Raw genomic sequence first — 13,029 nt, forward strand, 5'->3', positions numbered from 1 at the left:
ATTGAAAAGAAAATATGGAATTTCATTAGTTTTATATTGTTATTATTGTATATTTCGCCAGTCCATTTGTTCATGTGATTTTCCTTTTTATGAGTATCCTAGGTGACTATAATGAAAAAAATATGGAGCCTAATTTGATGTGAATCAGCTTCTCCCGAATAAGCTAATTCTGAATTTTAAGTATTATACTTATCTTTAAAATCGTTTGACTGATTAGTCAAAATTCCAGTTTAGTGGACTATTGCAAAGAAGTGAATAGCTTTTCTTGTATAGTGAAGCTCATGATGCTGTTGTGGTATATAAGCCTCATACACCTCCCAATAAAACTGAGCAGTATTGGATTAATTTGTAGGAGAGAACATGAAAAAAAGTATTTTATCGCTAACCTTGCTTTCAACATTGCTGATGAGTGGTTGCGGTACCACTGGAAATAACGAAAATTTATGGGCGCGCACGTCTGATCTGATTGGGAGAGCGATGAGCTTTGTTAACGAGGCTGAAGAATGGGAAGCCTATAGCCTTGAAAAAACGAAGCAAGGCGTTGTGTATTCGACGGCTACCGAGGCAGATTTAAAAGTAGTCAGTCAGCGTATGGATGCAGAGTATGCGGCTGCTATTGATCGCTTGGCTCGCCCATTTGTTGAAAGTGAGAAAATGGGAACAGATCTGACCAATGAAAATCAAGGCTATCAGTTTACATATAACCATGTGATGCTTGTAAAAACCAAATCTTCTGGAAGCACTATTGGCTACTGCGTGAATTATGATTCAGATCGATATGATCGCAATGGAAAACTCATCGCTGTTAGTGCAGATAAAAAAATTAGGAAAAACTTTATTTATGTTGCGGTTGATAAACCAATATCAGCCAGTACAGCCAGTGGTGACTTCACTAAAGTTATGTGTGGTGAGAGCTTTTATAATAAATACAAAGGCTCATAAAAAAAGTGCACAGTGGCTCCTGCTTAAAGCCTAGCTAAGGCAAGGCTTTAAGCTAAATAGAATAATAGGTGCTTAGTAGGCAAATGGACTGACTAAAATTGCTCAGTGGTTTGCTAGTTTTGCCTTTAAGCCAACCAGTTTTTTAGACTGTCTTCTAAAAAATCAATATCATTTGAGCATAATGCCGCTTGTATAGCGTTGAATTGCTCGGTCGGCAGTTGATAAATATTTAGTGCTAATAACCGATCTATAATTGCTTGAGAAAAACGTTGTTTAACTACTTTGGCGGGGTTGCCTGCAACCACAGTGTAAGGTGCAACGTCCTTGGTTACGATAGCCCCAGAGGCAATGACTGCGCCTTCACCAATACATACTCCAGGCATCAACATGGCGCGCATCCCAATCCATGCGCCATCACCAATATGGGTGTCACCTTTGCCTTGATAGGCCTGAGTAATATGTTCCAAAAAAGGATATAAGCTAAACCAATCCATACGGTGAGTGTGGTTGCCGCCCATTAAAATAACAGCTTCAGCACCAATACAGACATAATCACCAACATAAAGTTGATCAATTTCCCATTGAGGTTCCCATGCTTGGCGGCTGTACTCATCGCCGTATAAATAACGCACCACGCTGTGCTCAAAACTGCCAGTCCAGGCATCGCTGTAATAACTGTGTTGACCTTTAATATGAATATTTGGGTTGCTTGTGGTTTGGTGCAGATACTCAACGTTTGACCAATGTTTTTCGTTATTTCGGCTCATAATTGCTCCTAAGATTAACGATTAAAAAATGATTGCGAATTAAACTAACTTAAAAAGCTAATAAATCCCAATAAAACAAGCGGATAAAGAACATAGAAATCATGTAATTTTAGCAACTTGACAATTATCAATTGAGAATACTTATCATTAGCTTTAGATTGGCTGAGTGTTTTGTATCTTTTCTTGTCAGGAGCTATTTATGCCCTCGCCATTTCCACGATTAACCGTCAGCTGTTTAACGCTGCTGAGTATTCCATTTTCCTTTGCAAATACAGTTGAGCTGGATGGTCAAGTAGTCACTGCGCGTGGTTATGATAGTGATAGTTTTACAACGCCACAGGCCATTACAGTGGTTAAACCCGATGCTACAGATCATGGTGTAGTGGGGGAGTTATTTCGTGGGCAAGCAGGTTTAGCCTTACAAAACGATGGTGCTTGGGGGCAAAACCCAGTTATTCGAGGATTAAGTAAAGAAAGTATTGTGATTATGGTTGACGGCTTTCGGGTTAATTCTGCTCAGCCACAAGGTGCCATTGCGTCCTTTGCGAGCTTAGGATTATTAGAGCGCGCTGAAGTTGTGAAAGGGCCTAGCTCCGTAGTGCATGGCAGCGGGGCTATGGGCGGGGTAGTGAATATGCTAACGCCAGAAGCACAGTTTTCAGAGCAGTTTAAGTTAGGCGGACGCTTTGCTACTTCATATAGTACGGTGGATAAAGCCACTACAGGCGCTGGCTTAGTAACGTTAAGTGATACAAACACTGCCTTGTTAGTAGGTGTGGCGGCTAACAATGTACATGATTATAAAAGCCCAGATGGGCGTGTAAAACGCACAGGCTATAACTCAGATAGTTATCTTTTAAAGTTTAAACAGCGTTTAGCCGAGGACGTTGTATTTCGTGTTAATTTGCAGCGCCATAATGATGAAGATGTATGGTTTCCAGGTTCGGCGCGAACAGGCGGAAAACCCGGTGGTGCAGGTTTGCCACCACCGCTGGGAACAGTCACTATTCATTCACCCAATCAGCACCGCGAATTATTATCTGTAGGCTTAGATTTACCTGTATTAAATGGTAACTTATCAACGGATGTTTATCGTCAAGAAATGTACCGTGAAATTCGAGCCTATGCTGAGCGTTTACAGCGTGATTACATGCACAACCAAGTGCGTTTTGTTACTCATGGGTTACGTAGCCAATGGAATGGTGCCATCACAGATAACCACTGGCTCTCGGTAGGTGTTGATGCCTGGAAAATGGAAGGCAAACCCAAACGCTATATCAGCAATAATGCGCCGTTCTTTAACAAGTTTGTACGCAATGATCCCTTTAAAGGTGGTGAAATTAAATCTATTGGTGTGTTCGTACAAGATGAGTTTTCTATCGGTTCTAGCTTAGTGACCCTTGGCGCACGTTATGACCGTGTTTCAGGAGATGCCAAGCAAAAAGGTGAATCACAAACGACGGGTTTAAGCCGCAGTGATAATAATCTGTCATGGAATGTAGGTGTCGTTCAGCCGCTGACGGAAACCTTAAATCTGTATGGTAATTTAGGACAAGCCTACCGTGCGCCTGATATGCGTGAGCGCTTTGAAGGCTCAGCACGTGGTGATGGTTATTTCCACTTTGGCAATCCTCAGCTAAAGCCAGAACGCTCGCTAACCGCTGAATTGGGCTTAAAAGGACGTAACGGTGAGCAAAGCTTCCAAGTGGCTACCTTCTATACACAAATTGATGACTTTATTGCAGGGCGTGTTACGAACCAAGTTCATCCACAAAATCGCCTACCAATGAAGCGTACAGAAAACCTTGATAAAGTAATTATCTATGGCGTGGAAGGTGACTTTAATTACCCAGTGGCTGATTTCATGTTCGATGCTGGTTTTACATGGTTACGTGGTAAAAACAAGCAAGATAATGAGCCGTTGTATCAAATGCCAGCCCCTGAAATGCGCTTAGGCATTGGGCAGCCGACAGATATCGGTTTGTCATGGCATGCGGGCTTACGTTTGGTAGCTAAGCAAGACCGTATTGCAAAGCGCTTTAGTAATGGCAGTGAGAATAAAACGGCAGGCTTTGTTACCGCTGACGCTCAGCTAGGCTACGGTTTTGGGCAGGTGGCGGGTTTGTCAGCCTTACGTGTTGATGCGCGCCTTAGCAATATTGCCGACAAAACCTACCATGAACATTTAACTGAAGGGTTAAGTGGTTATGAAATCAAAGCACCGGGCCGTAGTTTAACCTTGGCAATCAGTGGCAGCTTTTGATTTACAACTGTGGTAAAACGAGCTGTTAGTCATAGATTTATAGGCTAACAGCTTTTGCTTTTGTGTAATTTTCAACGCTAGGAATGCAAGGCTATGAGTACATTATTATCGTTTTCACTCCATAAACAGTCTTTTCTAGCGCAGTTAGAACCTAGTTTAAAAACGCAACTATTGGCTCAGGCGTCATTACTCCATATTAAAGCTAGCGAGCATGTTTTTTATTTTGAGCAAGAAGCAGAGTATTTTTATCTGATTGAAAGCGGTTCGGTGTGCTTGTATCGCCCTAGTTTTAAAGGGGACGAGAAAGTTTTTCAAACCCTTGAAGCAGGTGACAGCATGGCTGAAACCTTAATGTTTGTGCCTAATGCGCAATATCCGTTATCCGCGCAAGCAGTCACAGATAGCCAGCTACAACAAATACCTAAAAAAGTCTTATTAAACCTTTGTCAGACGCAGCCTAGTTTAGCTATGCAATTGTTAGAGGGGATGGCGCTGGCAATTACGCAATCATTAAACCGTATTGATTTACTCACCATTAGTAATGCGGCTCAACGTATGGTGACTTACTTTGTTGATTTATATATCCAAAAAAATAGTGCTTGGCTAACCTTGCCTACCAGCCAAATTGTCTTAGCGCGCCAACTCAATATTGCGCCTGAAACCTTTTCACGGCAGATGGCGAGCTTTCGTAAAGCAGGTTTTATTGGCGGGCGTAACCCTGATATTGTGTTATTAGATATTGAAGGCCTGTGTGCCAGCGTGGATTTGCCTGTGCCTAAATTGCAAAGCCACAGTGCAAGCCGCCAATTAAGTAGAGGCTTACTTGATTGCTGTAGTTATCTAAAGTGCAGATTAGGTAAAACTACAGGTTAATGATGGCTTGGTTCTTCGCAGCCGCATAAGGCATCTTCACGTTTGCGCCATAAAATAGGCAGCACATAGATGGCGTATAAGCTAAATACGGCTAGCCAAAGAATGCCTGCTAATAAAATCCATGTTTGAAAATACGCTAAATAACTCACAAAACCGGCCAGTGCTCGGCTAATAGTGGCTGCGATTAATAACAACACAGCACAAGGGAGCCAAATACGTCGATCAAGCCATAAACCTGAGTGAATCCGCGAAACAATATTAAGTACGGTAAAGATAGAAACCGTCATAGCGCCTACGGTCAATAGATGTCGTCCTGTTGATGGTAAAATAGGCGCCTTTAAATAGGCTAAACCTAGCAATCCATAACCCAATGCCATTAACCAATAGCTGCTGTAAAGCATTAAGGCAAAACGGCTAAATAATGCTTTGCCAATATGCCAATCATTTAACAGATTAAACACTGCCGCCATGGCGGCTAAAGATAGCCAGCCTGTAATGGCACTGGTGCCAAAGATAAGTTCAGCGATAGCACAGATAATAATGCTGGTAATGGCTAAGTAACGTAGTGGAGGGCGGGCGATATAGACTAGATCTGTTGTCGTATCATCTTTATTTTCTACCTTGTTATTCATCACGCTCATAGAAATACGGCTGGTGGCAACAATGATGAGTATCATTAATAAATGCACACAGCTATATAACCAAATAAGCGCATTTTTATTCATTAGCAACTGACTAAAAAAAACAACCTGCAATAAGGCAATTGCCAATAGTGAAAGTGGGAAGCTCAATTGTTTTTTGCGTGAAAATTGCCAAACAGGCGGCGTGATATAGCGTAATAAGATCAGCCAAAATACAAGATTTAAAATCAGTGCTGGGTAAAGACTAACCAAGCCAGAGCTAAAATAGGCAAGGCGGGCGCCTAACCAAACACTGCTTAGACACAGGCTAAGGCGTGGAGACAGTGCGGGTGTTTGGGTGAACTCAGGAATAGCGGTGAGCACAAAACCAGCAATGGCGGCGCTGGCAAAGCCGAAAATAAGCTCATGGGCGTGCCATACAAGCCAGCCGCCTGGTATTTGCCATAAGCTAATCCAACCTAGACTGTAACTTAACCAAAGGCCCATAAACAGCAGCGCACTAAGGCAGGTAAGAGTAAAAAAAGGGCGGAATCCACAATAAAATAATGGTCTTTGGCTGAGTTTAAGGTCTTTCATACAGCGCAACCTGTGTGCGTGTGCTGAGCGTGGCAGGCTTCTGGCAAAGGCTCATCAGACAAGCCAAAGCCGCTGCGAATAATAGCATCTTGCATAAGCTCGCCTGTGGTTTGGAATATCCAGCGATCATCACGTAGCGCATGGGGTTGTTCAATAGCATATTCGCCAACAATACGCCCGGGCTGGGCAGCAAGCATTAATACGCGGTCAGCTAAGCGTACGGCTTCCATTAGGTCATGGGTAATCATCAAAATACTGGTAGCCCCTTTTATGATTTGCTGGCGCACCAGTGCATACATTTCCAGTTTTAAACCAATATCTAAGGCTGAAAATGGCTCATCCAGCAATAATAAGTCAGGGGTGATGGACAAGGCTCTAGCCAAAGCTACACGGCTTTGCATGCCGCCAGATAATTCATGCGGGTATTTCGTTAAGTCTTCGCTGGCTAACCCTACAGTAAAGGCCATTTCAGCCGCTCGTTTATGACGCGCTGTTTTGTTGATAGCTAAAGCTTTTAAGCCTAATGCAATATTATCTAAGGTGTTTTTCCACGGCAGTAAGCGTGGCTCTTGGAACATGCAGGCCATGCCACGAAAACCATTATGTATCTTGCCTTCACTAGCCGTTAATAAACCGGCTACAAGGTGTAGTAAAGTACTTTTCCCACAGCCAGAAGGGCCAACAAGGGCAACTGTTTCCCCAGCGTTGAGCTGTAGGTTAATAGAGCTTAGTACTTCACTAAAGCCGTATTTATGAGATAGCCCTTGAATAACCAGTTGGCTCATACTTTGCTAGCTCCTCGCCAGCGTTCAACATGGCGTTTTATCGGTTCTAATAACAAATATTCAGCGGCTAATAGCAAGCCCAATACAGCTATGATCCATGCAAATAGGTTAGGCGTATCTAATTGCGCACGAGAAATAGCCAGCGCTGCACCCACGCCGTCACTGGAGCTGAGTAATTCCGCCATGACGACAACTTTCCACGAAGTACCTAATGCGGTAATCCATGAAGGAAATAAATAGGAAATAATATGAGGGATATAAATATCCGTTAGACGTTGCCACCAAGGCAGCCGATAAACTTTAGCCAGCGCATTCAGTTGGTTATCTAAGGTGCGCGTACCTTGCATTGCGCCTGCAAATACAATGGGCAAGCAGGCGATAAATACCGTGAAAATAGCCGTTGTATCGCCAAGGCTAAACCACAACATGGCAAGGGTTAACCATGCAATAGGTGGCATGCCCAGTAACAGCGTAATTAACGGGCGAGCCAGCATAGATGAGGTTAAAGAAAACCCCGCCAGCAAGCCAAGGACGCTGCCTACTAACAACGCCAGCGCCAAGCCTATCAGTGCCCGCTGTGCAGAAATCCATAATTCAGGCAATGCCACGCCAGCCGCTATTAGCTGACTTAGTTGCTGTAAAACAACCAGTGGGCTAGGTAAAATAAGTTCGCCATAGTATTGCGCCGCCATTTCCCAAGCAGCGAAGAAAAACAGCAAGCTAGTGAGCGCACCCCAGCCGCTCCAGAGATAACTTAAGCTGTTAGTTAGCCATTTTAACGCTAGGCGCATGGTTAATGGCTCGGTGCGTAAAAGTCAGCAGCAGGCAGCTTATTGCCCACCGCCGCTGGTTGTTGTTCTAACAGCACATGAAAGAAGCTTTCAATTTCGGCTTTAGCTTCAGCCGCTGTTGCATAATAGCTTGTTTGTGCCGCTAAGGAGTCCACCACAGCTTGTTCCGTTAGCATGGGAATATGCTTAACCACTTCTTTGGCACAGGCTGGCGCATTTTCATAACACCACTGGTTAGCTTGAGCATAGGCTTGTTCAAAGGCGGCGACTAATTTGGTATCGCTGCGTTTATCACCTAAAACAGCAATACCCGCTTGAGGGATGCGCGCTGGCGTATTCATGAGCTTGCCCCATTCCTGTTGCAAGTCAAGGCTGCGTTTAAGCGGCGCAGCCACTAAAGAGGCCGGCAGGCTTTGGCTTTTCAATAACGCCATAGACACAGCAGGCTCAGCTAATAAAGCACTGTCTAATTTGCCCATTAGCACGAGTTGTAAAGCATCCATAGGGGTGGCGGTATAGGTCAGCTGGAAATCTTGCTTAGGATTCAGCCCTTGTTGTTGCGCAAGGTGAGTAAACACAATATCTGGCATGTCGGCGCGAAATGGAATAGCAATAGCTTTGCCTTTTAAATCGACCAAACTGCTAAGGTTAGGCTCGCGAGAAACCACCCATAACACGCCCCATTGCGAGATATTTAGTAGCTGTAATGGCACGCCACGGTTATATAAATTAGCCGCGACATTGCTAGGCACAGCAATAAAATCTGCTTTGCCTTTTAAGGTTAATGCCCGTAGTTGGTCAGGGTCTTTCCAAATAATAAGCTCTACATCATTGGCTAAATTGCGCTTTTGCAATTCGCCACTTTCAACTAAATGCACCAAAGCATAAGAAACCCCAGCCATAGGTCCTGCTAGAATTAATTTTTCTGTAGCGGGTGTTGCCTGCAATAGACCGCTTAACAAAAGACCTACCACACCAGCGCACAAGCGCATTAGCCTCGACATAACAATACCGCTCTTGAGTGATAATCAGTTGCACTAGAGTAGTGAAAGAGTCGCCTTAGCAGCAATGATAATTATCAAGTAGTCTTGGCTAAGTGCTCACTAAAGTGCTAGTAAGCTGTGCCATTATCGAATCTGTTCTTGCCCAAAAGTAAATTAAACAAGATGATATAGAATCGCTGAGTTATCTAATTGAAGAATTATTAAATCTGCCATTCAAGCGTTTAGGAGAGGCACTATGGAAGTCGTTTTAATCTTGGTGGCTATTCAAGGCTTATTGGGCGCTTTTGATACGCTCTATCACCATGAATTTACTGAAAAATTACCCTGGAAAGAAAGCGCCAGAAAAGAGTTGTTGATTCATGGTATTCGTAATTTTTTCTACTTTGTCATCTTTATTTCTTTGGCGTGGGTTGAGTGGCATGGCGCTTATGCGTATTGGTTTGGCTTAATTTTCTGTCTTGAATTGGGGTTAACCCTGTGGGATTTTGTGGTTGAAGATAAAACCCGTAAGCTGCCAGCCACAGAACGCATAACACATACTATTTTAACGCTCAATTACGGTATGGTTTTAGCGGTAATGGCGCCGCAGTGGTATGCATGGCTGCAACAGCCAAGCGCTTTTGTGGGTGTTAATCATGGATTTTTATCTTGGATTGCCAGCCTTTATGCGCTAGGGGTTTTGCTGTGGACATTACGTGATTTATCCAGCGCTATGCGCTCAAAAAAACAAAGCTTGCCTGAGCTGGTATTAGATGTTCCCCAGCAACGCTTTTTAATTACGGGCGGCAGTGGCTTTATTGGTAAAAAACTCTGCCAAGCTTTAATTAATGCAGGGCATGAGGTAACCATTTTCTGCCGCAATAATGAAAAAACCGCAGGGCAATTAACAGGACGTTTTACCTTAGTTAACCAGCTAGATAGCTTAAATACAGCGTTTGACGTCATTATTAATTTGGCGGGCGAACCTATTTCAGGTAAGCGCTGGAACAAAAAGCGTAAAGCCTTATTGCTCAATAGCCGCTTAAACATCACTCAGGCCTTAGTCGATTTTATTCAACGTAGCGAACAAAAGCCGTCGCTCTTTCTTAGTGGTTCGGCAATTGGTTATTACGGCACAAGCCCAGAGCAAATTTTTACTGAAAATACGAATGCAGCGGATAACAGTTTTCCGCATCAACTTTGTGCCCAATGGGAGCAGTTAGCGCTGAGCGCAGAGCAATACGGTGTACGTGTAGTGACGTTGCGTACGGGCGTAGTCTTAGGGCTAGATGGCGGTGCTTTACCTGAGTTGCTAGTGCCTTTTGATTTATTTGCTGGAGGTACGTTTGGGGCAGGTCAACAATGGATGTCTTGGATTCATATGCATGATTTCTTGGGCTTGATCGCGCACATTATTAATCAGCCAAGTATTCAAGGAGCTATTAATGCCACTGCACCAACCCCTGTTAATAACGCTGAGTTTAGCCGTGTGTTGGGCAAGGTATTAAAACGTCCAAGTAAACTTAGTATTCCAGAAGCCAATATGAAAATCTTGCTGGGTGAAATGGCAGAAGAATTGTTGCTAAAAGGGCAACATGTTATTCCAGAAAAAGCCTTAGCATCTGGTTATCAATTTCAATATGCCTCGCTAGAGGCCGCATTAAAACAGTTATTAGGAAAGTAAATGACCAGTAAACCTTGGATGTGCGCAGTACTGTATTTGGCAGGTGTTTATAACATCACATGGGGAACTATAGTGGCGTTGTTTCCTAATGAGCTGTTTTTATTGGCAGGAATGGAAGTGCCTAAATATCCTGCATTGTTTCAATGTATTGGCATGATGATAGCGGTATTTGGTGCCGCCTATTTAGCTGCTGGGCATAACCCTATTCGGCATTGGCCGATTGTTTTTGCAGGGCTACTAGGGCGCATTCTTGGGCCTATTGGTTTTGCTTATGGGCTGATGGAAGGTACATTTACGCTCAAAGCGGGCATTACCATTTTAACCAATGACCTTATTTGGATTATTCCTTTCGCCATGATTTTGTGGGCGGCTTATCGGCATGCTAAACAATAAATCACTTTATCAACGCTTGCTGGGCGACAGTTATGAACAACTGCCACAAACCCTGCAAGCGTTGCATCTATTAAACGCGCCTAAAGCTTATCAAGGCATTTCGCGCGTTGAAGTGGGTAAGCACCCACTAGCTAAACTGATGGTGAAAATAGTTTCACTACCCAAGGCAGGCGAGCAAGTTCCTTTGCGCGTGCAGTTTGAACAAACAGTACAGGTTGAAATATGGCAGCGTTATTTTGATCAGCAATTGTTTGTTTCAAAACAATGGCAGCAAGGCGATTTACTCGCGGAAAAAGTAGGGCCGTTAACCTTCTTCTTTCGGGTTTGCGTGTTAGATAACAGCTTGCAACTGCACTTACAGAAAATCCGTTGCCTTGGCTTACCTCTAACGTGGTGCGGCCTGAAAATTAGTGGAAAAGAATGGCAAGAAAACGAGCTTTTTCACTTTCTTGTGCAAGTTAGCATGCCATTGTTAGGTGAGATTATTAGTTATCAGGGGCAGCTTGAGGTTGAGCCACAAGTTCGACAATAAAGAATATTAAATAGCTTTTTATAGGCATAGATAGAAATTGAATTGCCTAAAGCATTTAAACGCAATATCGCTCAGTATTTAAATAGGTTAAGTAATTAGAGGCTAGACTTGAAACAATACGGAAAATCTATTCGTATCTTCTTACCTGACGCTAGGGTGACAGGCCTTAGGCATGCGGAAATCATTAATAGAACAGGACAGGCCATTGCTTGCCCTAGAAGTCGTTTAGATGAACTTAAAGAGTGGCCAGAAACAGCTAAGCCAGGCGTTTATTTTCTATTTGAGGCGAGGTTAGGTGATTCCAAGCCTTTAGCTTACATTGGCGAGTCAGAGAACGTTGCTGATCGATTGCTTTCGCATGATCGCGAAAAAGATTTTTGGAATGAAGTCGTTATTTTCTCCAGTAAAGATGACAATCTTAGCAAGTCCCACATTAAATACCTTGAAGCAAAGCTTGAGTCGCGTGCTAAAAATGCAGCTAGATACGCGCTAAAAAATGGAAATACACCTAAGCAGTCAAGTTTATCTCGCGCTGAATATGAGTCGATGGATGAATTGTTGGAGGATATTCGTTTATTTTTGGGTGTGCTTGGGTATCCGATATTAGAGCCGTTGATTAAGCCGTCTTGTGCTCAACTAATAGATACTGGCGTAGTTATCTCTGAAACCTTAACAGGTCGAGAGCTTTTCTTTAATGGTCGAGGATTCAGTGCTAGGGGCGTTCAAACTGACGAAGGGTTTGTGTTAAAAAAGAATTCTACTATGACTGCCAAAAACAACCTCAGCCTTAGTGACAGGCTTGTGAAATTAAAAGAACAGCTAATTGCTGATGGTCGTTTGCTCACTGAGGAAAACCATCTTCGCCTAACTGAAGATATTCTTATGAGCTCATCTAGTTACGCTGCCTCATTTATTGCTGGTTCCTCAAGAAGTGGCCCGCAAAGTTGGTGCGCTGAAAATGGTAAGGCGCTCAAAGAGTTGGAGGATCAAATCGCTAGAGGTGGGTAGTGTACTTAGGCGAGAAGGTGCTGTTAGTTTAAGGTTCTGGTATGAGTAAACAATTAGAATAAAGCCTACAGTGCTGCCTACAAAGCAGGCAGAAACAAAAAAGCCTCAAACAAATACATGCTTGAGGCTTTAATGATAAATCTGGTTGCGGGAGCCAGATTTGAACTGACGACCTTCGGGTTATGAGTGCGTAGCCATCGCATATGACTCTAATCTACATAACTTTACAACCTACATTAATCAAGGGTTACAAGTGATTTTAGCCCTTGGCCACTGATCTGCAAATCGCCATACGTTGAAAATATTCTTCACAATTTTTTTTCACTTTTTGGTCTTTTTCTCGGGCACTTTTCGCGACTTTCGCCTGTTTTTCAAGCTTTGCATCTTCCTAGATGTCTGGTCATGACCTCGCGGCGTAGTCGGCAGTCTCATCAGAATATCTTTTAAATAGCCATACGGATCGTGCCCGTTGAGTTTGGCGGACTGGATCAGAGTCATGGCCATTGACAGCTGCAGCAGCGCGCGCTGTGTACTGCGCTATAGCCTCGCTCATCTTGCCCAAGGGTTGCAATTCTGCTGCTAAATGAGCGGCTGCACATGATCTGCTGCTTGGTTGGCGGTGTAATCCCCCCTCAAAACCACAGAGGCTATTTGTAGAAAATTCCATTAATATAAACTCAAGGAGTTTTCTATGCGTAAATCAAAATTCACTGAGAGCCAGATTATGGCAATTCTCAAACAAAATGAGGCTGGAGTTCCAGTCCCTGAGCTATGCCGTGAGCATGGTATTA

At 43.4% G+C, this 13,029-nt stretch carries 13 protein-coding genes and 1 pseudogene; 8 read left to right on the forward strand and 6 right to left on the reverse strand.

What is annotated here, in order from left to right:
• The first annotated feature begins 360 nt into the window (after window positions 1-360).
• A complete protein-coding gene (locus VQ643_RS15530) occupies window positions 361-942 on the forward strand; it encodes a hypothetical protein (protein WP_414201280.1) in 582 nt (193 codons plus the stop codon).
• Window positions 943-1,067: 125 nt separating this feature from the next.
• On the opposite strand, the gene VQ643_RS15535 is transcribed toward VQ643_RS15530, so the two are convergent.
• A complete protein-coding gene (locus VQ643_RS15535) occupies window positions 1,068-1,709 on the reverse strand; it encodes a CatB-related O-acetyltransferase (protein ID WP_414201283.1) in 642 nt (213 codons plus the stop codon).
• A gap of 199 nt (window positions 1,710-1,908) precedes the next feature.
• Between VQ643_RS15535 and VQ643_RS15540 the strand changes: the two genes are divergently transcribed.
• Both VQ643_RS15540 and VQ643_RS15545 read left to right on the forward strand, forming a co-directional pair.
• Entirely contained in the window at window positions 1,909-3,972 is a 2,064-nt protein-coding gene (locus VQ643_RS15540; RefSeq protein WP_414201286.1) for a TonB-dependent receptor plug domain-containing protein, read from the forward strand.
• 93 nt (window positions 3,973-4,065) lie between these two features.
• Window positions 4,066-4,845 carry a Crp/Fnr family transcriptional regulator gene (locus tag VQ643_RS15545; RefSeq protein ID WP_414201289.1) on the forward strand — a complete coding sequence of 260 codons (780 nt, stop codon included), beginning with the start codon at window positions 4,066-4,068 and terminating at the stop codon, window positions 4,843-4,845.
• Here VQ643_RS15545 and VQ643_RS15550 read toward each other — a convergent pair.
• Genes VQ643_RS15550 through VQ643_RS15565 form a run of 4 tightly spaced genes read right to left on the reverse strand, consistent with a single transcriptional unit; the run spans window position 4,842 to window position 8,642 of the window.
• Window positions 4,842-6,062: an NnrS family protein gene (locus VQ643_RS15550; protein WP_414201292.1), complete on the reverse strand. Its 1,221-nt coding sequence runs from the start codon at window positions 6,060-6,062 to the stop codon at window positions 4,842-4,844. The two genes, VQ643_RS15545 and VQ643_RS15550, sit on opposite strands and share 4 nt — an antisense overlap.
• On the reverse strand, window positions 6,059-6,847 hold the full coding sequence (locus VQ643_RS15555; protein ID WP_414201295.1) for an ABC transporter ATP-binding protein: 789 nt from the start codon (window positions 6,845-6,847) through the stop codon (window positions 6,059-6,061). The genes VQ643_RS15550 and VQ643_RS15555 overlap by 4 nt, the downstream gene beginning before the upstream one ends.
• A complete protein-coding gene (locus VQ643_RS15560; RefSeq protein ID WP_414201297.1) occupies window positions 6,844-7,638 on the reverse strand; it encodes an ABC transporter permease in 795 nt (264 codons plus the stop codon). The genes VQ643_RS15555 and VQ643_RS15560 overlap by 4 nt, the downstream gene beginning before the upstream one ends.
• A gap of 2 nt (window positions 7,639-7,640) precedes the next feature.
• On the reverse strand, window positions 7,641-8,642 hold the full coding sequence (locus tag VQ643_RS15565; protein WP_414201300.1) for an ABC transporter substrate-binding protein: 1,002 nt from the start codon (window positions 8,640-8,642) through the stop codon (window positions 7,641-7,643).
• Between the two features lie 235 nt (window positions 8,643-8,877).
• Here VQ643_RS15565 and VQ643_RS15570 point away from each other — a divergent pair, with 235 nt between their 5' ends.
• The 4 genes from VQ643_RS15570 (at window position 8,878) to VQ643_RS15585 (ending at window position 12,238) form a co-directional block, all read left to right on the forward strand.
• Complete coding sequence (locus tag VQ643_RS15570; protein ID WP_414201303.1) at window positions 8,878-10,305, forward strand: TIGR01777 family oxidoreductase; 1,428 nt, start codon at window positions 8,878-8,880, stop codon at window positions 10,303-10,305.
• Window positions 10,306-10,698 (forward strand): hypothetical protein, encoded by a 393-nt coding sequence (locus VQ643_RS15575; protein ID WP_414201306.1) that lies wholly within the window; start codon window positions 10,306-10,308, stop codon window positions 10,696-10,698.
• On the forward strand, window positions 10,685-11,230 hold the full coding sequence (locus tag VQ643_RS15580) for a DUF4166 domain-containing protein (protein ID WP_414201309.1): 546 nt from the start codon (window positions 10,685-10,687) through the stop codon (window positions 11,228-11,230). Before VQ643_RS15575 ends, VQ643_RS15580 begins: the two co-directional genes overlap by 14 nt.
• A 108-nt stretch (window positions 11,231-11,338) precedes the next feature.
• Window positions 11,339-12,238 (forward strand): GIY-YIG nuclease family protein, encoded by a 900-nt coding sequence (locus tag VQ643_RS15585; RefSeq protein WP_414201311.1) that lies wholly within the window; start codon window positions 11,339-11,341, stop codon window positions 12,236-12,238.
• A gap of 321 nt (window positions 12,239-12,559) precedes the next feature.
• On the opposite strand, the pseudogene VQ643_RS15590 reads toward VQ643_RS15585, so the two are convergent.
• Window positions 12,560-12,775, reverse strand: a pseudogene (locus VQ643_RS15590) (transposase domain-containing protein); the annotation flags it as partial.
• Window positions 12,776-12,929: 154 nt separating this feature from the next.
• Between VQ643_RS15590 and VQ643_RS15595 the strand changes: the two are divergent.
• The coding region (locus VQ643_RS15595; RefSeq protein WP_414201313.1) for a transposase at window positions 12,930-13,029 on the forward strand (100 nt) is incomplete at its 3' end.

It is taken from the genome of Pseudomonas sp. F1_0610, assembly GCF_047470865.1.
Classification (GTDB): domain Bacteria; phylum Pseudomonadota; class Gammaproteobacteria; order Pseudomonadales; family Pseudomonadaceae; genus JAZDRH01.

Bases quoted from the DNA above. Each gene is read 5' to 3' on its own strand.
- VQ643_RS15530 (WP_414201280.1), top strand. From the start codon at position 361: ATGAAAAAAAGTATTTTATCGCTAACCTTGCTTTCAACATTGCTGATG.
- VQ643_RS15535 (WP_414201283.1), bottom strand. From the start codon at position 1,709: ATGAGCCGAAATAACGAAAAACATTGGTCAAACGTTGAGTATCTGCAC.
- VQ643_RS15540 (WP_414201286.1), top strand. From the start codon at position 1,909: ATGCCCTCGCCATTTCCACGATTAACCGTCAGCTGTTTAACGCTGCTG.
- VQ643_RS15545 (WP_414201289.1), top strand. From the start codon at position 4,066: ATGAGTACATTATTATCGTTTTCACTCCATAAACAGTCTTTTCTAGCG.
- VQ643_RS15550 (WP_414201292.1), bottom strand. From the start codon at position 6,062: ATGAAAGACCTTAAACTCAGCCAAAGACCATTATTTTATTGTGGATTC.
- VQ643_RS15555 (WP_414201295.1), bottom strand. From the start codon at position 6,847: ATGAGCCAACTGGTTATTCAAGGGCTATCTCATAAATACGGCTTTAGT.
- VQ643_RS15560 (WP_414201297.1), bottom strand. From the start codon at position 7,638: ATGCGCCTAGCGTTAAAATGGCTAACTAACAGCTTAAGTTATCTCTGG.
- VQ643_RS15565 (WP_414201300.1), bottom strand. From the start codon at position 8,642: ATGTCGAGGCTAATGCGCTTGTGCGCTGGTGTGGTAGGTCTTTTGTTA.
- VQ643_RS15570 (WP_414201303.1), top strand. From the start codon at position 8,878: ATGGAAGTCGTTTTAATCTTGGTGGCTATTCAAGGCTTATTGGGCGCT.
- VQ643_RS15575 (WP_414201306.1), top strand. From the start codon at position 10,306: ATGACCAGTAAACCTTGGATGTGCGCAGTACTGTATTTGGCAGGTGTT.
- VQ643_RS15580 (WP_414201309.1), top strand. From the start codon at position 10,685: ATGCTAAACAATAAATCACTTTATCAACGCTTGCTGGGCGACAGTTAT.